Below are 19,782 nucleotides of genomic sequence, written 5' to 3'. Positions count from 1 at the left end.
TCGGGGTCAGGCGTTCGGGGGCATCGACCGCGCCAGCGCCCGCATGCTCCCGCCCGCGACGAGCCCGCCCAGCGCCAGCGCGAACACCTCGTCGGCGAGCTCGAGGTCGGCGGCCTCGCCGCGCGGGGTGAACCAGTGCTGCATCCAGTCGAGCATCCCGACCAGCGCCCGGGCGACGGTCCGCGGCTCGGCGGGCAGCGAGAACTCGCCCGACGCGGCGCCCTCGGCCAGCAGCCCCTCGACGGCGGCCATGTACCGGGCGTCCATCTCCCGGAACTCGGCGAACTTGGGCGACTGCTCCATGTGCCCGATGTGGCGCAGGTACACGAACGCCGCCGGGTACCACTCGCTGAAGATCCGCACCTGCATCCGGATCAGCTCGCGCAGCCGCACGGCGACCGAGCTGCCGGTGTCCAGGCGCAGCCGGTCCAGCTCGGCCAGCAGGGCCCGGGCGGGCTGCTCGACGACCGCGAGGAGCAGCTCCTCCTTGCCCCCGACGTAGTTGTAGATGCTGCCCTTGAGGATCCCGACGCGCGCGCCGATGCCCTCCAGCGTCGCGTTCTCGTAGCCGTGGTCGCGGAACTCCTCCCCCGCGGCGTGCAGGATCTCCGGCCAGCGGCTGGGACGGGGCATGACGACTCCGGGGATGGGGGCGCGGGGGCTCCCGCATCGTAGGCTCCACCCGTGCCGCAGAGGCTGTTCGGCCGCGACGCGGAGCTCGCCGCGCTGCGGGGTGCCGCCGACCCGCGCGCGCTCCCCCGGCCCCGGCTCGTCGTGGTCGAGGGCGAGGGCGGGATCGGCAAGACCAGCCTGGTGCGGGAGTTCGCCGACGCGACGCCGGTCCGCGTCCGGTGGGCGCAGGGCGCCGAGGAGGGCGCGCCGCCGTTCTGGCTGTGGCGCCAGCTCGTGCCCGAGGTCGTGCCCGACCCCGACGGCGACCGGTTCGCGCTGTTCGCCGACCTGCGCGACGCCCTGGCCGGCGACGGCGCCTGCCTGCTCGTCGTCGACGACGTGCAGTGGGTGGACGAGCCCTCGCTGCTCGCCCTGCGCACACTGCTGCGCGATCCGGCGTGCGGCGCGACGGTCTGCTGCGCGACGCGCCGCACCGGTGAGGCCGGTCCGGGCTGGGAGCGGGTCGGCCCCGACCTGCTGTCCGGGCCGGACGTCGAGCGGCTGGTGCTGCGCGGCCTCGACGACGGCGCCGTCGCCGACGTCCTGCGCGCGGCGGCGGGCCGCGACCTCGCCGACGCCGAGGTGCGCGAGGCGACCCGCGCGAGCGGCGGCAACCCGCTGTTCCTGCGCGAGCTCGGCCGGCTCATCGCCGCGGGCACCGCACCCGCCCGCGCGGACCTCGGCGAGATCGTCGCGGCACGGGTGCGGCGGCTCCCGCCCGACGCCCAGCGGCTGCTCGGCGCGGCGGCGCTGCTCGCCGAGGAGTTCGAGCTGACCGTCGTCGCCCGGCTGCTCGACCTCCCGACGTCGGCGTGCCTGCCGGCCGTCGGCGACGCGCTGGCCGCGGGCCTGCTGCACGACGCGGGAGGCGGGCGGTTCCGCTTCTCCCACGGGCTGGTGCGCACCGCGCTGGACGCGACGACGCCGCTGCAGCGGGCCGTCGTCCTGCACATCCGCGCGGCGCGGGCCCTGGAGGACCTGCACCGCGACGGCCTGTCGCGGGTGTCGGCCGACATCGCCCGCCACTGGGCCGCCGTCGCGGTCACCGGGGAGCGGGAGCCCGCCGTCGCGTGGGCGCGCCGCGCCGCGCAGGACGCCACCCGCGCGCTGGCCCACGAGGAGGCGGCGCGGCTGTGGGCCTCGGCCCTGCACTGCGGCGGGCCCGCGCTCGCCGCCGGCGAGCGGGCGGGGCTGCTCCTCGGGCTCGGCGCGGCGCAGGTCGCGTCCGGCCGGTTCGCCGAGGCGCTGGCCGCGTGCCGGGAGGCCGTGGCGCTGGCCGAGGACGCGGGGCGCCTCGACCTCGTCGCGGAGGCGGCGCTGACGCTGGACGCCGTCGGCGACGGCAGCTGGGACCGCAGCGTCCGCACCTGGTGCCGGCGCGCCCTCGACGACCCGGACGCCGGCCCCGCACGGCGCGCACGGCTGCTGGCCCGCCTGGCCGAGGCGCTCGTGTACGGCGGCGACACCGCGGCGGCCGTCGAGCCGGCGGCGCGGGCCCTGGAGCTGGCCGAGGCCGGCGGCGACGGCGGCAGCGACGGCGACGCGCTCGTCGCCGCCCTCCGCGCCCGGCAGCTGACCTGCAGCGGCCCCGACCACACCGCCGTGCGGGCCGACCTCGCCGCCCGCATGACCGCGCTCGGGGAGCGGCTGCGCCGGCCCGCGGTCGAGATGTGGGGGCGGCTGTGGGCGGTCGACGTGGCCTTCGAGCACGGCGACCTGGCGCGGGTCGCGACCGAGGCCACCGCGCTGGCCTGGTGCGTGGAGCAGCAGCGCAGCCCGTTCGCGGCCTGGCACCTCTCGGTCGTGCGGGCGGCGCTGGCGCAGGCGCGCGGCGAGCTCGACCGGGCCCGCGAGCTGGGCGACGAGGCGTTCCGGGCCGTGGCCGGTACCGGGCACCCGGCCGCGATGGGCAGCCGCCTGTCCCTGCTCGGGGCGATCGGGCACCACGGCGGGTACGCCGAGGAGACGTTCGGGCCGCCCGGCGGGACGTTCGTGGATCCCGGCGACGTCCGCACGGCGTTGTTCGGCCGGCTCGGCCCCGCCCTCGCGCTCGCCGAGAGCGGCCGGCTCGACGAGGCCGCGCACCTCTACCGGCTCACCGGGCCGCCCCGCACCTGGGACGTCCCGCCCTACTTCCTCCTGCCCGCGCTGGCCGTCGGCGCCGGGGTCGCCGTCCTGCTCGACCTCCCCGACGACGTCGCCTGGTTCCGGGCGGCGCTGCGGGGCCGGCGGTCCGGGCACCTCGTGGGCGGGGGCGGCACCGCGAGCTACCTCGGCCCCGTCGACCTGGTCCTGGGCCGGTGCGCGGCCGCACTGGGCGACCTCGACGACGCCGCCGCGCTGCTCGCCGACGCCCTGGCCACGAGCGAGCGGATGGGTGCACCGGGGTTCGCCGTGGAGGCGGCCTGCGAGCTCGCCGCGGTCCGCCTGCGCCGGCGCGAGCCCGACGCGGCCCGGGCGCTGCTGGCCCGGGTGCGCCCGGACGCGCAGCGGATGGGGATGGCGCCGTGGGTCCGGCGCATCGACGCCCTGCTGGGCGGCGGCTCGGGCCCGCTGACGCCGCGCGAGCAGGAGATCGCCGACCTCGTGGCGCTGGGCCGGTCGAACCGGGAGATCGCCGAGGCGCTCGTCCTGTCGACCCGGACGGTCGGCAACCACGTCCAGCACATCCTCACCAAGCTCGGCTTCGCCAACCGCAGCCAGGTCGCGGCGTGGGTGGTCGCCCGCGGGGAGCGGGCGTGAGGGCACGGAGATGAGTAGCAGGTTGAGTACTTCCCCCGGCGCCCCCGCGGCCGCGCGTCCCTAACGTCCTGCGCGTCACCTCCCGACGCGGCACCAGGAGCACCCGATGACCTACGTCCACATCACCCGCGGGCCCGAAGGGCTCGCCGACTACCGGCGGGTCGAGCACGAGCTGGGGCCGGGCGCCGTCCCCGGGCGGCTCGGCCACCACGTCGGGACCGCCGACGGGCGGCTCGTCGTCGTCGACGTCTGGGACTCCCGCGCCGACGCCGACCGGTTCGCCGCCGAGCGCCTGTTCCCCGCGTTCGAGCGGGCCGGGGTGCGCCCCGACGCCTCGGCCGACGTCACGGCGTTCGAGCCGGTCGACTCGCGGACGTCGTCGTGAACGCGCGTCCCCTGGCGTCGGTCGGGGCCGCGCTCGCCGGCCTGGGCGCCCTCTACGCGTTCGCGCTGCTGCTCGGGATGCCCGACCCGGCGTGGTCGTACCTGGCCCGCGGCGTGGTGCACCTGGGCGAGCTCGCCGTGCTCCTGGCCGTCGCCGTGAGCGGGCTGGCCGGCTCCGGGGTGCTCGCGCGCGTCGGCGTCGGGCTGGCCGTGCTGGGGCAGCTGGCGCTCGCGGTGGCCGAGTGGACGCTGCTGAGCGCCCCTGACCTCAGCTTGGCCCTGTTCGCCGTCGGGCCGATCCTCACCGGGCTCGGTCTGGTCCTGACCGGGATCGCGGTGCTCCGCACCGGCCTGCTGACCGGGTGGCACCGGTGGACGGTGCTCGCGCTCGGCGCCTACGTGTTCCTCGTGATGATGCCGGCGATCATCGTGTCGGGCGGCCCGCCGGCCCCCCTCGGGCTGTGGGCGCTCGCCGTCTGGGGCCTGCTGTGGGTCCTCATCGCGGTGTCCGTGCTCACCGGGACGACGGCGGTGCGGCGGGCCGGCGCCCCGACCGCCGCGTAGACCCCCGGACGCACGGAACCGGCCCGGCCGAGGTGGCCGGGCCGGTTCCGCGTGGTGGTGGGATCAGGCGACGTCGTAGCGGTCGAGGTTCATGACCTTGTCGAACGCGGCGACGAAGTCGCGGACGAACTTCTCCTTCGCGTCGTCGCTGGCGTAGACCTCGGCCACGGCCCGCAGCTCGGAGTTCGAGCCGAAGACCAGGTCGGCGCGCGTGCCGGTCCAGACCACCGCGCCCGAGGCGTCGCGCGCCTCGAACGAGTCGTCGTCACCGGCGACCGACGACCACTGCGTGTCCATCGACAGCAGGTTCACGAAGAAGTCGTTGGTGAGCGTGCCGGGCGCGTCGGTGAGCACGCCGGCCGTGGAGCCGCCGGCGTTGGCGCCCAGGACCCGCAGGCCGCCGACGAGGACCGTGAGCTCCGGCGCGGTCAGGCTCAGCAGGTTGGCCCGGTCGACGAGCAGGTACTCCGCCGGGAGGCGGTGGCCCTTGCCGCGGTAGTTGCGGAAGCCGTCGGAGGTCGGCTCCAGGTAGGAGAACGACTCGACGTCGGTCTGCTCCTGGGTGGCGTCGGTGCGCCCCGGGGTGAACGGGACGGTCACGGCGTGCCCGGCGTCGCGGGCCGCCTTCTCGACGGCGGCGACGCCACCGAGGACGACGAGGTCGGCGAAGGACACCGGCTTGCCGAAGGACGACTGCACGCCCTCCAGCACCCGCACGACCTGCGCGAGCTCGTCGGGACCGTTGACCTCCCAGGTGCTCTGCGGCTCGAGGCGGATGCGGCCGCCGTTGGCGCCGCCCCGCTTGTCGCTGATCCGGAACGTCGAGGCCGAGGCCCAGGCGGTCGAGACGAGCTGCGAGACCGTGAGGCCCGACTCCAGGATCGACGCCTTGAGCGCGGCGACGTCCTCGTCGGACAGGGTGTAGTCGCCGCGGGCGGGCACCGGGTCCTGCCAGAGCAGGTCCTCCGCGGGGACGAGCGGGCCGAGGTAGCGCTCCTTCGGGCCCATGTCGCGGTGGGTCAGCTTGTACCAGGCGCGGGCGAACGCGTCGGCGAACTGGTCCGGGTTCTCCAGGAAGCGGCGCGAGATCGCCTCGTAGACCGGGTCGACGCGCAGCGCGAGGTCGCTGGTCAGCATCGTGACGGGCCGGTTGAGCTCGCCGGTCTCCGGGTCCGGGATCTTGTTGTCCCCGGTGCCGTCCTTGGCGACCCACTGCCAGGCACCCGCCGGGCTCTTGGTGACCTCGTACTCGTAGCCGAACAGGTTCTCGAAGTACTTGTTCGTCCACTTCGTGGGCTCGTCGGTCCAGGTGACCTCGAGGCCGGAGGTGATCGTGTCGCGGCCGGTGCCGGAGCCGAAGCCCTGCTTCCAGCCGAAGCCCTGCTGCTCGATGGGCGCGCCCTCGGGCTCGGCACCGACGTACTGGTCGGGGTCGGCGGCACCGTGGGTCTTGCCGAAGGTGTGCCCGCCGGCGATGAGCGCGACGGTCTCCTCGTCGTTCATCGCCATGCGGCCGAAGGTCTCGCGGATGTCGCGCGCCGAGCCGAGCGGGTCGGGGTTGGCGTTGGGGCCCTCGGGGTTGACGTAGATCAGGCCCATCTGGACGGCGCCGAGCGGCTTCTCCAGCTCGCGGTCACCGGTGTAGCGCTCGTCGCCCAGCCAGGTGCGCTCCGGGCCCCAGTAGACGTCCTCGTCGGGCTCCCACACGTCGGCGCGGCCGCCGGCGAAGCCGAAGGTCGTGAAGCCCATCGTCTCCAGGGCGCGGTTGCCCGTGAAGACCATGAGGTCGGCCCACGAGACCTTCTTGCCGTACTTCTGCTTGACCGGCCACAGCAGGCGGCGGGCCTTGTCCAGGTTCCCGTTGTCCGGCCAGCTGTTGAGCGGGGCGAAGCGCTGCATGCCCGCGCCCGCGCCGCCGCGGCCGTCCTCGACGCGGTAGGTGCCCGCGCTGTGCCACGCCATGCGGATCATGAAGCCGCCGTAGTGGCCGAAGTCGGCGGGCCACCAGTCCTGCGAGGTCGTGAGGACCGCGTCGACGTCGGCCGCGAGCGCGTCGAGGTCGAGGCTCGCGAACGCCTCCGCGTAGTCGAAGTCGCCGTCCATCGGGTCGGACGCCTTCGTGTGCTTGCGCAGGATCTTCAGGTTGAGCTGGTTCGGCCACCAGTCGGTGTTGCCCGCGCCCTCGGTGGGGTGTCCGAGGCGGCCCGAGTGCACGGGGCACCCTCCCGCCTCGGAGGTGTTCATGTCGGCTTCGACCGTCTCGTGGTCGTTCGCCTGGGCCTGGTCGTCAGACACGGGGCTTCTCTCCCTGATCAAGGTGGTGGGACGTGGAGCAGCCGGGGCACAGGCCCCAGTAGACGACCTCGGCCTCGTCGATCTCGAAGCCGTGGTCGTCGGACGCGGTGAGGCAGGGGGTGGCACCGGCGGCGCAGTCGACGTCGGCGATCACCCCGCACGAACGGCAGACGACGTGGTGGTGGTTGTCGTCGACCCGCGACTCGTAGCGCGCGAGGGAACCCCGCGGTTGGATGCGCCGGACGATGCCGGCGTCGGTGAGGACCCGCAGGACGTCGTAGACGGCCTGGTGCGACACCTCACCGTGCTGCTCCCGCACGACCCCGATGATCGAATCGGTGTCGGCGTGCGGATGGTCGTGCACGGCGGAGAGCACCGCCACCCGCTGGCGCGTGACGCGCAGTGCGGCCGCCCGCAGCCGGCGTTCGAGTTCCGTCGGCGTGGGCACGCGGCGAACTATGGCGCACTTCCTTGAATGAATCAAGATTGTGCTCGCCGCGCCCGCGGTTGCCCCGGCGGCGGCGGCTCGCTCATGCTGACGGCGCAGCCCCCATCCGCCTCAACGACGAGGAGCCCCCGTGGCGCCCTTCCCCGGCATCCAGCACGTCGCGATCACCGTGACCGACCTGGAGCGCAGCACCGCCTGGTACACGAACCTCTTCGGCGCCGGGCCCGTCCTGGACGAGGACGAGGAGTCGGGCACGTTCCACCACACGGTCTTCGCGCTCGACGGCGGCATGCTGTTCGGCCTGCACACGCACATGGGCGCGGAGAGCAGCGAGCCGGCCGACGAGCGGCGCACCGGCCTCGACCACATCGGCTTCGCCCTCCCGGGCTTCGTCGCCCTGGAGCAGTGGGCCGCCCGCCTGACGGCGCTGGGCATCGAGCACGGCGGCATCAAGAAGGCGAGCTACGGCAGCGGCATCTCGTTCCGCGACCCCGACAACATCGCGCTCGAGTTCTTCATCGCCCCCGGCACCTGACCACCCGGTGAGGGCGGGTCCGCGGCCGGCGCGGCACCCGCTCGTCCGTCACGGACGGTAGCGGCCCGCCACCGCCGATGACCCCTCGCTGACCGCCTGCAGGGGCGGAACCCGGCCCGCCGCCCGGCGATGTCACCCGTTGTCCACCGCCCTCCCCCTTGCGCCGCCACACGTTCGGGTGCGGTCGCTCGCCCGCTCCCCGCCGCCGTCGCAGACTGGCGCCGCCGGCAGGGGGGTGCAGCGATGACCACGACGGACGTCACGACGACGACGCAGCGCAACCGGACGACGCAGCGCGACCGGCTGCTCGTCCTCGGGCTGGGCAGCGCGCTCGTGTTCGGCGTCCTCAGCCGCGGCGGCTTCCCCACCGGCGACGCCGTGACGGTCCTGCTGCTGGTCGCGGTGGCAGCGGTGGCGCGCGCCCGGGTCCGGCGCGAGGTGCCGCGGCCGGTCGCGGTCTGCGTGGCGGCGCTGCTGGGCCTCGCCGTCTGGTCGGTCGGGCTCGCCCTGCTGCACGGCGACGTCGTGGACGGGGTGCCCGCCGCGGCGCTGCTCTGCGGCCTCGCCGCGGCGGCCTGGACCGCGTCCGCCCTCGACGCCACCGGCCGCCGGGTCCTGCACGCCGTGGTCCTGGCCTGCGGGGTCGTCGTCGCAGGGACGGGCTGGGCCGGTGTCGCCCTGCACGTCGAGCCGCTGGCGCTGGTGTCGTCGGGCCTGTGGCGGGCGTCCTCGACGCTGACCTACGCCAACGCGGCGGCGGCCTTCCTCGTGGCGGCCCTGCTGCTCGCCGTCACCGTCCTGCCCGCGCGCCGCCGGACCACGCTCCTCACGGTGTCGGTGCTGCTGCTCGGGCTGGTGGCCACGATGAGCCGGGCCGGGCTGGTGACGCTCGGCGTCGGGGTGCTGGTGCTCCTCGCGTCCGGCCCGCACCGGGCCCGGCTGCGCCCGCTGTGGCGGGTGCCGCCGGCCGTGGCGGTCGCCGCCGCCGGGCTCCTGCCCGCTCTCCCCGCCGACGCCGCGCCGCAGCCCCTGGCCGCGCTGGCCGGTCTCGCGTGCGGGACGGGCATCCTGTTCCTGCGCCGGCGCGCGATGGCGGTCCTGCTGGTCGCCGTAGCCGCCGCCGTCGCGCTCGCCGTGCCGGCGAGCACCCTCGCGGGGATCGCGTCGACCCGGCTGTCGGCGACCTCCGCCGAGCGCGACGACCTGCGCCGCGTCACGACCGCGCAGTTCCTGGCCTCACCGCTCACCGGCACCGGCCCCGGACGGCTCGACCTGGTCTACGTCGACCACACCGGGACGCTGGTGCAGGCGCAGTACACGCACGACGAGTACCTGCAGACCGCGGCCGAGACCGGCGTGGTCGGGCTCGCCCTCGCCGTGGCGGCCCTGGGCGCCCTCGCGGTCGGCGCAGCCCGCCGGTGGCGCAGCGCCGCCGGGCCGCCCGTGCTCGCGCTCGTCGCCGCCTTCGCGGTGCACAGCACCGCCGACTTCCTCTGGCACGTCCCGGTGCTGCCGCTGCTCCTGGTGGTCTGCGCCGTCACCCAACCCCCACACCCCTCGGAGGAACCGTGAAGACCGCTCGCAGGACCCTTGCCGAGAGCGCGCTGGTGCTCACCGTCGGCGCCGTGCTGGCCACCTCCGGCGGCGCCACCACCGCGCTGTCGCTGGTCGGCCACGAGACCACGCCGGTTCAGGCGTCGAGCGTCCCGGTGGCCGGCAGCAGCGCGCCGGGCCGGTGCGTCGACGTGACCGTGCCGGGCGTGCAGGTCAGCGTCGGGTCGGCCAGCGCACCGGCCGGCTGCGTCGTGGTCACCGTGCCCGGCACGGTCGGCGGCGCGAGCCTCCCCGTGGCCGCCGTCAGCGCACCGGTGGCGCAGTGGAGCGCGCCGCGGTGCGTGAGCGTGACGACGCCCGTCGGGGAGGTCCGCGCCGGCTGCTGACCGTCAGCGGGCCGTCGCCTCGCGGCGGGGCAGCACCCAGTCGGGCCGCACGAAGTGGCAGGTGTAGCCGTAGGGGTACTTCTGCAGGTAGTCCTGGTGCTCCTCCTCCGCCTCCCAGAACGGGCCGGCGGGGGCGACGTCGGTGGTGACGCGGCCGGGCCAGATGCCCGAGGCGTCGACGTCGGCGATCGTGTCCAGGGCGACCCGCTTCTGCTCGTCGCTCGTGTAGTAGATCGCCGAGCGGTAGCTGCGGCCGACGTCGTTGCCCTGGCGGTCCTTCGTCGACGGGTCGTGGATCTGGAAGAAGAACTCCAGGATCTCGCGGTAGGAGATGACGTCGGGGTCGTAGACGACCTCGACGGCCTCGGCGTGGTCGCCGTGGTTGCGGTAGGTCGCGTTCGGGGTGTCGCCGCCGGAGTAGCCGACGCGGGTCGAGACGATGCCGGGACGCTTGCGCAGCAGCTCCTGGGCACCCCAGAAGCACCCGCCCGCGAGGATGGCCGTGTCGGTCATGGTGCGAACCTCCAAAAGGTCGTTGCTCAAGGACGAACGCACCGATCGTGGACGATGTTCCGCGCGTCCACCACACTGCCGCGGTGCTCACCGTCCTGGGCGTGCCCGCCCACCCGCTCCTCGTCCACGCCGTCGTCGTCCTCCTGCCGCTCGCGACCGCGGGGTCGGTGGCGGTCGCCGTGCGCCCGTCGTGGGCCCGCCCGTACGGCCCGCTCGTCGCCATCGCCGCACTGGGCGGGGCCGTGTCGGCGGTGCTGGCGCGGCTCGCGGGCGAGCAGCTGGAGGCCGCCATCGAGATCACCCCGGGCTTCCAGCCGGTGATCGACCAGCACGAGCGCCTGGGCACGTTCACGGTGTTCGCCGCCTGGCCGTTCGCGCTGCTGGCCGTCGCGGCGGTCGGGCTGGCGTGGCGGGGGCGGGAGCGGGCGGCGCGGGTCGTCGGGGTGCTGGCGGCGCTGGCGGGTCTCGTCGCGCTCGTCATGGTGTCCCTGGCCGGGCACAGCGGTGCGGCGGCCGTGTGGGGTGACGTCGTTGGCTGACGCGGCCCTCGCGCGCCTGCGCGGCATCGTCCGCTCGCTCGCGATGTACCACGGCATCCCGGGGCGGCACCGGCGGATGGTCGCGTTCTACGGGCGGTTCCTGGGCCCCGGCGACGTCGCCTTCGACGTCGGCGCGCACGTCGGCAGCCGCGTGCGGGCGTGGCGGAAGCTCGGGGCGCACGTCGTCGCGATCGAGCCGCAGCCCGACTGCCTGCGCGTGCTGCGCCTGCTCTTCCGCCGCGACCCGGGCGTGACGATCGCGCCGGTCGCGGTGGGTGCGGCGCCGGGCACCGCGCGGCTCGGGCTGTCCAGCGCGACGCCGACGGTCTCGTCGATGTCGCCGGACTGGGTCGGCACCGTCGGGCGCGACGCCGGGTTCTCCCGGGTGCGCTGGGACCGGTCCGTCGAGGTCCCGGTGACGACGCTGGACGCGCTGGTGGCCGAGCACGGCGAGCCCGCGTTCTGCAAGATCGACGTCGAGGGGTTCGAGCTCGACGTGCTGCGCGGCCTGAGCCGCCCGGTGCGCGCGCTGTCGTTCGAGTACCTGCCGCCCGCGCACGACGCCGCGCTGGCCGCGCTCGACCTCGTCGACGGCCTGGGCGACTACGCCTACAACTACTCGCCGGTGGAGACCCTGCGGTTCGCCTCCGACGCCTGGCTCGACGCCGACGGCCTGCGCGCGCTGCTCGACCGGTACCGCCCGCTCGGCCGGTCCGGGGACGTGTACGCGCGGCTCCGCTGACCGTCAGGCGGGCGAGCTGAAGCAGCGCAGCACGGGGACCGGCGCGCTCGTGTCGATCCGGCACACGGCGGCGTCGCCCAGGAACAGCCGCCACACCGCGGTGTCCCCCACGCCGAGCGCCCACGCCACCGCCGCCTTGATGGGCGAGACGTGGCTGACGACCACGACGTCCCCTCGGGCGGCGTCGTCGGCGAGGTCGAGGCACGCCTCCCGCACCCGCTTCCCGACCGCGGCCAGCGACTCCCCGCCCGGGGGCGCGAAGTCGGGGTCGGTGTGCCAGCGCGTCCAGGTGCCGCCGTCGACGTCGGTGGGGACGACGCCGTCGAGGCGGCCGTAGTCCATCTCGATCCAGCGCTCGTCCACCTCGACGGGCCGGTCGCCCGCGAGCACGGCGGCGGTCTGCCGGGCCCGGCCGAGCGGGCTCGTCACGATCCGCGCGGGCCGGGGCAGCGCCGCGGCCAGCGCACGGGCCTGGCGGCGGCCGAGGTCGGTGAGCGGGTGGTCGACGTGCCCGCAGAGCAGGCCGCGCGCGTTGGCGTCGGTCTGGCCGTGGCGCACGAGGATCAGCACGGGACCGGCTCCGGCACCGCCGTGGGGCGCGGCGCCCGGGCGAGCAGCACCACCGCGAGCCCGGGCAGGCAGGCGATCATGCCCAGCACCCCGTAGACGACGGCCGCGGTGAGCCCCTGCGCCGCACCCAGCCCGGCCGCGGAGAACGCGACCGCGCCGACCGCCTCGCGCGGCCCCCACCCGCCGACGTTGAGCGGCAGCACCATCGCGAGCAGCGACAGCACCAGCAGCGGCAGCAGCTCCGCCACCGGCGCGGTGGCGCCCGCGGCCCGCGCGGCCACGACGAACAGGGCGAGGTACCCGGCCAGCGCCGTCAGGGAGAGGGCGACGACGGCGGGGCCGGTGCGCCGCGCGAGCACCCGCACGTCGGACGCCGCCGCGCCCAGCAGCGCCCGCAGCCGCGGCACGCGCCGCGCGACGAGGCCGACGGTCCCGAGCAGCGCCAGCCCGAGGCCCAGCGCCGGCAGCAGCCCGCCGAGCAGCACCGGCCGGGCGAGCAGCACCGCCAGCCCCGCGACGACGACCACCACCTGCCCGGCCGTCCGCTCCAGCACGACCGCGCGCAGCCCGCGCCCGTCGTCACGGCCGTGACGCACCGCCCGGTGGACGTCGCCGAGCACGCCCGCGGGCAGGACGGAGTTGAGGAACGAGGCCCGGTAGGTGTCGGCGACGGCCGTGCCGAACGGCAGCGCCACCCCCAGCCCGCGCGCGACGAGGCACCAGCGGCCGGCGGCGCACAGCGTCGTGAGCAGGCCGACGGCGAGCGCGGCGAGCACCGCGGCGGCGTCGATCGCGGCGAGCCCGTCGAGCACGGCGTCGGTGCCGACCCACACCGCGAGCGCGACGAGCACGGCCGCCCCGGCCAGCGCCTTCACAGCGGGGCCCTCATCGCGGCACCGCCAGCAGGTCCACGTGCCCGACCGTCACCCGCAGCACCCCGGCGGCCGCGGCGACGAGCCGGCGGCGCAGGTAGCCGCCCGCCTCCCGGTCCAGGTCGGGCCGCTGCTCGACCGCCGCGGCGACCCAGCCGCGCAGCCACTCCTCGGCCAGCGCGGTCTCCCCCGCCCCGAGCCGCCACGGGCTGGGCCGGGTCTCGACGGCCATGCCGTGGCGCGCGAACGCCTCCGCGGCGACGCGCCCGGCGTCGGGTCCGAGCAGCCGCCTGCCGTCGACGGTGCGGCGCTGGTGGGCGTCGAACGCGGCGGCGAGCACGGCGTCGAGCGGGTCGGCCGGGGAGATCGCGACCTCCCCGCTGACCGACAGCGCCAGCAGCGCCGCGCAGCCCGCCCCGGCGCAGGCGGCGGCCAGCGCGTCGACCTCCTCGGCGGTGAGCAGGTCGAGCAGCGCCGACGCGGTGACCAGGGAGGTCCCGGCGAGGTCGGCGGCGCGCAGGGCCGTCAGGTCGCCCCGGCTCGCCTGCGCGTCGACGCCCGGCGGGAGGTCCGCGAGGGCCCGGTCGAGCAGGACGGGGTCGCGGTCGTGCAGGACCCACCGCGCCGGCGACGCTGTTCCGCCCGGCGAGAGCCGCGGGGCGAGCCAGCGCACCATCGAGCCGGAGCCGCAGCCCAGGTCGCGGACCACGGCGGGAGCGCGCCGAGCGGTGAGCGCGGCCAGCTCGGCCGAGCGCGCCGCGGCGTCGGCGGGCTCACGCAGGGCCAGCCAGTCGGGCGTGCACACCGGCGAGCCGACGACGCTCAGACGGGCGTCCCGGCCTTCTCGAGCACGGAGATCAGGCACCGCGAGGTCACCTCCCACCCGGTCAGCTCGCCGCGGCGCGCGCGGGCGCCGGCGCGAAGCTCGGCGCGCAGGTCCGGGAGGTCGAACCAGCGCGCGAGCGCCATCGCCAGCGCGGGCACCTCGGCGGGCGGCACGAGCAGGCCGGTGCCGCCCAGCGCCGACCGCACCCCGCCGACGTCGGCCGCCAGCACCGGGATGCCGCGGGCCAGCGCCTCGGTCACGACCATCCCGTAGGCCTCGGCCCGCGAGGGCAGCACCAGCAGGTCGGCGGCGGCGAACGCGGCGGCCAGCGGCGCACCGACCAGCGCCCCGGGCATCCGGATGCGGCTGTCGAGCCCGTGCGCGGTGATCAGCGCCTGCACGTCGGCGACGTGGACGGGCGCGCGCCCGAGCGGGCCGACGAGGTCGCAGGTCCAGTGGCGGTCGGCGACGTCGGCGAGGGCGTCGACGAGCAGGTCCTGGCCCTTCGTCTGGGTCACCGACCCGACGCAGAGCAGCCGGCTCGCGCCGTCGGTGCCGGGTGCGAGCGGCGCCGGGTCCACGCCCGGGGTGACGACCTCGACGTGCGGCAGGTCGTGCTGGGTGCGCAGCCGCTGCGCCGTCCACGGGCTGGTGGCGACGACGGCGGCCGCGGCGTGCAGCACCTCGCGCTCGCGGTGCGCGAGGTCGGCGGCGCCCACCTCGTCGCCCAGCGGCAGGTGCACGAGCACGACGACCTCGAGGCGCCGCGACTGCGGCACCAGCACGTCGGGGACGCCGCAGGCCACGAGGCCGTCGACCAGGACGGTCGAGCCCGCGGGCAGGCCGGCGAGGGCGCGCTGCAGCGCGCCTCGGTCGGGCACCGAGGGCCGCGGCCAGCGCCCGGCCACCGGGACCTGGCGCACGGTCCAGCCGGCCGCGCGCATCCCGGCCACGACCCGGCGGTCGTAGGTGTTGCCGCCGCTGGGGCGGCTCGCGTCGTCGACGTCGGCGGGGACGACGACGTGCACGGTGCGCCCGGCGCCCGCGCTCACAGCGCACGCTCGTAGGACGCCCAGGCGACGTGCGACTCGTGCAGGGTGACCGTGATCCCGGCCAGCCCGCGCGCGCCCTCGCCGAGCGCGCCGGCGTGCACCCGGTCGGCCAGGCGGTCGGCGACGACCTTCGCCAGGAACTCCGTGGACGTGTTGACGCCCGCGAAGGCCGGGTCGTCGTCGAGGTTGCGGTACGTGAGGTCGGCCAGCACGCCCTTGAGCTCGGTGCCGGCCAGGCCGATGTCGACGACGATGCCGTCCGCGTCGAGGTCGGGCCGGCGGAACGCGGCGTCGACGACGAACGTCGCCCCGTGCAACCGCTGCGCCGGTCCGAAGACCTCGCCGCGGAAGCTGTGCGCGACCATCATGTGGTCGCGGACCGTGATGCTGAACAAGCGGATGCCCCTTCCCGTGCAGCTGATGACTCAGCCGTAGGTGACACGGACGCAGGGCGCGAACGGTTCACCGGCCGCGAGACGCGGCATCAGCGCAGGCAGATCCTCGAACGGGACGGCGTCGGTGACCAGCGCGTCGTAGCGCGGATCGGCCAGCAGGCGCAGCGCGAGGGCGACCCGGTCGGCGAAGCTGCGGCGGCCGCGGCGCGCGGGCGCGACCATCCCGACCTGCGTGCTGCGGATCGCGAGGCGCCGGCTGTGGAAGCCGGCGCCCAGCGGCACCGTGACGTCCCGGTCGCCGTACCAGCTCAGCTCCAGCACCTCCCCCTCGACGGCGAGCAGCTCGAGGCTCCGCGCGAGGCCGGCGCCGGTGGCGCTCGCGTGGACGACGAGGTCGCAGTCGCCGGCCGCGTCGGCGGGGTGCGCGAACGGCACGCCCAGCGCCTGCGCGACGGCCGCGCGCGCCGGGTCGACGTCGACGAGCTCCACGCGCACCCCCGGGAACCCGGCGAGCACCGCCGCGACGCAGCAGCCGACCATCCCGGCCCCGACGACGGCGATCCGGTCGCCGACCAGCGGCGCCGCGTCCCACAGCGCGTTGACGGCGGTCTCCACGGTGCCCGCCAGCACCGCCCGCGACGCCGGCACGTCGTCGGGCACCACCGTGACCGCCCCGGCCGGCACCACCCAGCGGGTCTGGTGCGGGTGCAGGGCGAAGACGGTGCGACCGCGCAGCGCTTCCGGACCGTGCTCGACGACCCCGACGGCGAGGTAGCCGTACTTGACCGGCCCGGGGAAGTCGCCGGCCTGGAACGGCGCCCGCATCGCGCCGTGCTGGCTCTCCGGCACGCCGCCGCGGAACACCAGCAGCTCGGTGCCGCGGCTGACGCCGGACACGAGCGCGCGGACCACCACGTCGCCGGGGCCCGGGTCGGGCAGCACCTCGTCGCGGATCTCGCCGTGGCCGGTGCCCGACGACCAGAACGCCCGCGCGCGGTGATCCACGTCGAACCTCCCTGAACCGCGACGGCGTCCGGGCCGTGTCCCTGGGGTGTACACACGCCCCATGACGACCGTAACGCGGCAGACCACGCAGCAGGCCTGCGCGGCCGTGTTCCAGGTCGTGCTGCTCGCCGCCCTCACCGCGGCGGTCGGCCTCGGCGCGCTCGGCTGGGCCGCCGGCACCGTGTTCGCCGCCGGGTTGTGGCTCCTGCTCGACGGCGCCGCCCGGCGCGCGGGCACCGACGCCCTCGGTCCGGCCGACCTCGTCACGCTCGCCCGTGCGGCGCTGGTCGGCGGGGTCGCGGCGCTGGTCGTCGACCGGTCGGGGGCGGTCCCGATCGTCGTCCTGGCGTCGGTGGCGCTGGTGCTCGACGCCGTCGACGGCCGGGTCGCGCGCCGCACCGGCACCGCCTCGGCGCTGGGGGCCCGGTTCGACATGGAGGTCGACGCGGTCCTGCTGCTCGTGCTCAGCGCGCACGTGGCGACGCTGCTCGGGCCGTGGGTGCTCGCGATCGGGCTGATGCGCTACGCGTTCGTCGCCGCGGCCCGCGCGCTGCCGTGGCTGCACGGCCCGCTCCCGGTGCGGTGGTCGGCGAAGGCCGTGGCCGCGCTGCAGGGGATCGTGCTGGTCGCCGCCGTCGCGGGGGCGCCGGGGTGGCTCGTCGGCCTCGCGCTGGTGCTGCTGGTGTGGTCGTTCGGGCAGAGCGTGCTGTGGCTCCGGCGTTCCCGGTGAGAGCGCTGCCCGTGTCCTCCCTGCGGACCGTCGTCGCCGCGCTGGTCGTCCTCGCCGCCCTCGTGGTGCCGGCCGAGCCGCTGGGCCTGCTCGCCCTGTCCGTCGAGGGCCTGCTCGGCGCCGCGCTGCTGCTCCTGCTCCCCGCCCGCGCCGTCCGCCAGGCCGCCACCGTCCTGGGCCTGGTGCTGGGGGCCGTCGGCGTCGTCGCCGTCCTCGACGCCGCGTTCCGCTCCGTGCTGGCCCGCCCGTTCGACCCGCTCCTCGACGCCGCCTCCGTGAGCGCCGGCGTCGAGTTCGTCGCGGGCTCGGCCGGTCCGCTCGCCGCCACTGCCGCCGTGCTCGGTGCGGTGCTCGTCGCGCTCGCCGTCCTCGTCGGCGTCACGCTCTCGGTCCGGCACCTCGCCGGGCTCGCCGTCGCCCACCGCCGCACCACCGCCCGCACGCTCGCCGCCCTCACCCCGGTCTGGCTGGCGTGCGCCCTGCTCGGCGCGCCCGTCGCCTCGGCCGGTGCGGCGCTGCTGGTCCGCGACCACGCCGTGCAGATCCGCGACGGCCTCGCCGACGCCGAGGCCTTCGCCGCCGAGCTCGCCGTCGACGCCCACCGCGACACCGACGGCCTCCTCTCCGCGCTCGCCGGCAAGGACGTCGTCGTCGCGTTCGTCGAGAGCTACGGCCGCGACGCCCTCCCCCTCGTCGCCCCCCGCCTCGCCGCCGGCACCGCGGAACTCGACGCCGCCGGCTTCGCCTCCCGCTCGGGCTTCCTCACCTCGCCCGTCGTCGGCGGCAACAGCTGGCTCGCCCACGCCACCTTCCTGTCGGGCCTGCGCGTCCACGACCAGCGCCGCTACGCAGCACTCGTCGACAGCGACCGCACGACCCTGACCAGCGCCTTCGGCGCCGCCGGCTGGCGCACCGCCGGCGTCATGCCCGGCACCACCCGCGAGTGGCCGGAGGCCGCCTTCTACGGCTACGACACCCTGCTCGACCACCCCGCCCTCGCCTACCGCGGCCCCGACCACGGCTGGGCCACCGTGCCCGACCAGTACACGCTCGCCGCCTTCCAGCGCGCCGAGCGCCAGGAGCCGCACGAGCCCGTGATGGCCGAGATCGCGCTGGTGACCAGCCACGCTCCCTGGGCCTACGTCCCGCCGGTCCTCGACTGGGCCGCCGTCGGCGACGGCTCGGTCTACGCCGACATCCCGCCGGGCCCCGCCGAGTACGGCGGCGCGGTCGCCTACTCCCTCGACAGCCTCGTGTCCTGGGTCCAGACCTACGGCGACGACGACCTGGTGCTGCTCGTGCTCGGCGACCACCAGCCCTCGGCCGCCGTGACGGGCGGCGGCGACACCGCGGACGTCCCGATCTCGGTGGTCACCCGCGACGAGGCCGTGCTCGACCGCATCGCCGACTGGGGCTGGACCCCCGGCCTGCACCCCGACGACGACGCGCCGGTCTGGCCGATGGAGTCGTTCCGCGACCGCTTCCTCACGGCCTTCTCGGCCGAGCCCGACCACCCGGCCCGCTGACTCCCGTCCGGTGGTCGTGGCGCCCGGTCCGGTAGCGGTGCCCGGTCGGGGTGGTCCATTCCAGGGCGCGGTCGGGCCCGAGTTCGGTCTGCCAGCCGGGATGTTCCTTGAGGTCGTGGTGGGCAGGGCAGAGAGCGACGAGGTTGTCCTCGCCGGTGGTCCCGTCGGGGTCCCAGGGGACGACGTGGTCGAGTTCGCAGGTGGCGGCGGGGCGGCGGCAGCCGGGTGCGCGGCAGGTGATGTCGCGGGCCCGGACGTGGTCGGCGAGGGCGGCGGGGGGCCGGTAGGTGGTGCGCCCGTACTCCAGCACCGTGCCGGTGAGGGGGTCGCTGACCAGGCGCCGCCACACGGCGTCGGCGGCGACCTCCCGGGCCAGTAGCGCGGGGATCGGGCCGTACCCGACGAGTTCGCAGGGGGCGTCGTCGGCGCCGGTGAGGGTGGAGTGCGGGACGAGCACGGTGATGAGTGGCTTCCCCGGGGTCACCGGCACGACCGCGACGGTGTCAGCGGCGGCGGCGGCGGGGTCGCGCAGGACGAGTCGTCCGGTGAGGACGGCGGCGAGCAGGTCGGCGCGGCGCTGGTCCAACGTCCGCGGATCCTCCGAGCCGAGACCCCGGGCGAGCCGGGTCAGCCACGCGTACGAGGAGGCGGCGTCCGGGGCGGTCAGCCGGGCCCACAGGGTCGCCATCCCGTCCTCGCCGGCGAACACGTCCACCCGCCGCTCCGCCCGAGCGGACCGGTGCCGAGCAGCGGCACCGTCCGGGTCCAGGGCGAGGATCGCCCGCCGCAGGGCGGCGTCGAGCTGCGCCCAGGTCTGCCCGGGCGCAGCGGGCAGCACCCGGTCCTGGACGGCGGCGGCGAGCGTGTCGTCGAGCAGGGCGAGCCGATCGCACACCAGCCGTGCACGCGACCAACACAGCCGCCCGCCCTCCAACAGGTCACGGGTAGGCCGCAGCACCCCGGAGAGCCGCCGGGCCTGAGCCAACCGCACCTGCGCCGTCCCTCGGGACACGGTCAGCGCCATCCCGATCTCATCGGAGGCCCACTCCCGCAGAGGAACCGCAGCGCTGACGGCGCGCACAGAGCCGTCCCCGGAACGTCCCTGGAACTCGGCCAACACGGCGGCCTGCCGGGCAGCAGCCCACGCAGCCAACCGCTCGAACCCGACAGCGGCATCCACCAGCTCGGCGTCGGACAGCGAGCCGACGGACTCGGTGGCGAACTCCAGCTCGAGTCCGAACAGTCCGGAGGGCGCGGTGTTGCCCAGCGTCTGCTCGGGGGGCAGAACGAGCACATCGCTGTCGAACATGTGTTCGATCATATCACTTCCACCAGCGGTAATCCACACTGGACCGAGGGCTTCGAGGGCAAGGCGACCCGGACCGCAGGCGCCCGCCAGGGCGCCGAGGACCGGAAGCGCCGCGGCAGCACA

General features: G+C 76.3%; 21 protein-coding genes. 10 read left to right on the top strand and 11 right to left on the bottom strand.

The genetic code is table 11. The features are described from left to right. Window positions 1-6: 6 nt before the first annotated feature. The gene (locus tag HOP40_RS14200; protein ID WP_172158632.1) at window positions 7-633 is read right to left on the bottom strand and encodes a TetR/AcrR family transcriptional regulator; all 627 of its coding nucleotides are present in this window, start codon (window positions 631-633) and stop codon (window positions 7-9) included. 51 nt (window positions 634-684) lie between these two features. Here HOP40_RS14200 and HOP40_RS36415 point away from each other — a divergent pair, with 51 nt between their 5' ends. From HOP40_RS36415 to HOP40_RS14185, 3 genes are all read left to right on the top strand, one after another. Beyond that, window positions 685-3,414 (top strand): helix-turn-helix transcriptional regulator, encoded by a 2,730-nt coding sequence (locus HOP40_RS36415; RefSeq protein WP_172158629.1) that lies wholly within the window; start codon window positions 685-687, stop codon window positions 3,412-3,414. 106 nt (window positions 3,415-3,520) lie between these two features. Beyond that, window positions 3,521-3,799 carry a hypothetical protein gene (locus HOP40_RS14190; RefSeq protein WP_172158626.1) on the top strand — a complete coding sequence of 93 codons (279 nt, stop codon included), beginning with the start codon at window positions 3,521-3,523 and terminating at the stop codon, window positions 3,797-3,799. Beyond that, entirely contained in the window at window positions 3,796-4,362 is a 567-nt protein-coding gene (locus HOP40_RS14185; protein ID WP_172158623.1) for a hypothetical protein, read from the top strand. The genes HOP40_RS14190 and HOP40_RS14185 overlap by 4 nt, the downstream gene beginning before the upstream one ends. Window positions 4,363-4,425: 63 nt before the next feature. On the opposite strand, the gene katG is transcribed toward HOP40_RS14185, so the two are convergent. Continuing rightward, complete coding sequence (gene katG / locus HOP40_RS14180; protein WP_172168338.1) at window positions 4,426-6,606, bottom strand: catalase/peroxidase HPI; 2,181 nt, start codon at window positions 6,604-6,606, stop codon at window positions 4,426-4,428. A 43-nt stretch (window positions 6,607-6,649) separates the two neighbouring features. Next, on the bottom strand, window positions 6,650-7,105 hold the full coding sequence (locus HOP40_RS14175; protein ID WP_172158621.1) for a Fur family transcriptional regulator: 456 nt from the start codon (window positions 7,103-7,105) through the stop codon (window positions 6,650-6,652). A 130-nt stretch (window positions 7,106-7,235) separates the two neighbouring features. Here HOP40_RS14175 and HOP40_RS14170 point away from each other — a divergent pair, with 130 nt between their 5' ends. The 3 genes from HOP40_RS14170 to HOP40_RS14160 all read left to right on the top strand — a co-directional run bounded on the left by HOP40_RS14170 (window position 7,236) and on the right by HOP40_RS14160 (window position 9,580). After that, window positions 7,236-7,640: a VOC family protein gene (locus HOP40_RS14170; protein ID WP_172158618.1), complete on the top strand. Its 405-nt coding sequence runs from the start codon at window positions 7,236-7,238 to the stop codon at window positions 7,638-7,640. Window positions 7,641-7,883: 243 nt separating this feature from the next. Then, window positions 7,884-9,212 carry an O-antigen ligase family protein gene (locus tag HOP40_RS14165; protein WP_172158615.1) on the top strand — a complete coding sequence of 443 codons (1,329 nt, stop codon included), beginning with the start codon at window positions 7,884-7,886 and terminating at the stop codon, window positions 9,210-9,212. Then, window positions 9,209-9,580, top strand: a complete 372-nt coding sequence (locus HOP40_RS14160; RefSeq protein ID WP_172158613.1) for a hypothetical protein — start codon at window positions 9,209-9,211, stop codon at window positions 9,578-9,580. The genes HOP40_RS14165 and HOP40_RS14160 overlap by 4 nt, the downstream gene beginning before the upstream one ends. Window positions 9,581-9,583: 3 nt before the next feature. Here the strand turns inward: HOP40_RS14160 and msrA are convergent, their stop codons facing one another. Continuing rightward, window positions 9,584-10,093 carry a peptide-methionine (S)-S-oxide reductase MsrA gene (gene msrA / locus HOP40_RS14155; RefSeq protein WP_172158610.1) on the bottom strand — a complete coding sequence of 170 codons (510 nt, stop codon included), beginning with the start codon at window positions 10,091-10,093 and terminating at the stop codon, window positions 9,584-9,586. Between the two features lie 83 nt (window positions 10,094-10,176). Here msrA and HOP40_RS14150 point away from each other — a divergent pair, with 83 nt between their 5' ends. Both HOP40_RS14150 and HOP40_RS14145 read left to right on the top strand, forming a co-directional pair. Beyond that, complete coding sequence (locus HOP40_RS14150) at window positions 10,177-10,632, top strand: DUF2231 domain-containing protein (RefSeq protein WP_172158607.1); 456 nt, start codon at window positions 10,177-10,179, stop codon at window positions 10,630-10,632. Then, window positions 10,625-11,374 carry an FkbM family methyltransferase gene (locus HOP40_RS14145; RefSeq protein WP_240157670.1) on the top strand — a complete coding sequence of 250 codons (750 nt, stop codon included), beginning with the start codon at window positions 10,625-10,627 and terminating at the stop codon, window positions 11,372-11,374. Before HOP40_RS14150 ends, HOP40_RS14145 begins: the two co-directional genes overlap by 8 nt. A 3-nt stretch (window positions 11,375-11,377) precedes the next feature. Here the strand turns inward: HOP40_RS14145 and HOP40_RS14140 are convergent, their stop codons facing one another. From HOP40_RS14140 to HOP40_RS14115, 6 genes are read right to left on the bottom strand one after another with little or no spacing between them, the layout of a single operon-like run. Then, window positions 11,378-11,944, bottom strand: a complete 567-nt coding sequence (locus HOP40_RS14140) for a histidine phosphatase family protein (protein ID WP_172158605.1) — start codon at window positions 11,942-11,944, stop codon at window positions 11,378-11,380. Further along, window positions 11,938-12,819, bottom strand: coding sequence for a lysylphosphatidylglycerol synthase domain-containing protein (locus HOP40_RS14135; protein ID WP_172158602.1), 882 nt, complete (start codon window positions 12,817-12,819; stop codon window positions 11,938-11,940). Before HOP40_RS14135 ends, HOP40_RS14140 begins: the two co-directional genes overlap by 7 nt. A gap of 10 nt (window positions 12,820-12,829) precedes the next feature. Beyond that, window positions 12,830-13,642 (bottom strand): class I SAM-dependent methyltransferase, encoded by an 813-nt coding sequence (locus HOP40_RS14130; RefSeq protein ID WP_172168334.1) that lies wholly within the window; start codon window positions 13,640-13,642, stop codon window positions 12,830-12,832. Further along, window positions 13,639-14,694: a glycosyltransferase family 4 protein gene (locus tag HOP40_RS14125; protein WP_240157669.1), complete on the bottom strand. Its 1,056-nt coding sequence runs from the start codon at window positions 14,692-14,694 to the stop codon at window positions 13,639-13,641. Before HOP40_RS14125 ends, HOP40_RS14130 begins: the two co-directional genes overlap by 4 nt. Then, on the bottom strand, window positions 14,691-15,089 hold the full coding sequence (locus tag HOP40_RS14120; RefSeq protein ID WP_172158589.1) for a 6-pyruvoyl trahydropterin synthase family protein: 399 nt from the start codon (window positions 15,087-15,089) through the stop codon (window positions 14,691-14,693). The genes HOP40_RS14125 and HOP40_RS14120 overlap by 4 nt, the downstream gene beginning before the upstream one ends. Before the next feature lie 30 nt (window positions 15,090-15,119). After that, a complete protein-coding gene (locus HOP40_RS14115) occupies window positions 15,120-16,094 on the bottom strand; it encodes a zinc-dependent alcohol dehydrogenase (protein ID WP_172158586.1) in 975 nt (324 codons plus the stop codon). 61 nt (window positions 16,095-16,155) lie between these two features. Here HOP40_RS14115 and HOP40_RS14110 point away from each other — a divergent pair, with 61 nt between their 5' ends. Beyond that, a complete protein-coding gene (locus HOP40_RS14110) occupies window positions 16,156-16,824 on the top strand; it encodes a CDP-alcohol phosphatidyltransferase family protein (RefSeq protein WP_172158584.1) in 669 nt (222 codons plus the stop codon). Window positions 16,825-16,835: 11 nt separating this feature from the next. After that, a complete protein-coding gene (locus tag HOP40_RS14105; protein WP_240157668.1) occupies window positions 16,836-18,350 on the top strand; it encodes a sulfatase-like hydrolase/transferase in 1,515 nt (504 codons plus the stop codon). On the opposite strand, the gene HOP40_RS14100 is transcribed toward HOP40_RS14105, so the two are convergent. Beyond that, on the bottom strand, window positions 18,310-19,659 hold the full coding sequence (locus HOP40_RS14100) for an HNH endonuclease signature motif containing protein (RefSeq protein WP_172158578.1): 1,350 nt from the start codon (window positions 19,657-19,659) through the stop codon (window positions 18,310-18,312). The genes HOP40_RS14105 and HOP40_RS14100 overlap by 41 nt on opposite strands. Window positions 19,660-19,782: the final 123 nt, after the last annotated feature.

The organism is Pseudonocardia broussonetiae (assembly GCF_013155125.1).
In the GTDB taxonomy this organism is placed as follows: Bacteria; Actinomycetota; Actinomycetes; order Mycobacteriales; family Pseudonocardiaceae; genus Pseudonocardia; species Pseudonocardia broussonetiae.
Note: the sequence above shows the minus strand (reverse complement) of the source record. Positions and strands in the feature narration are given on the sequence as shown.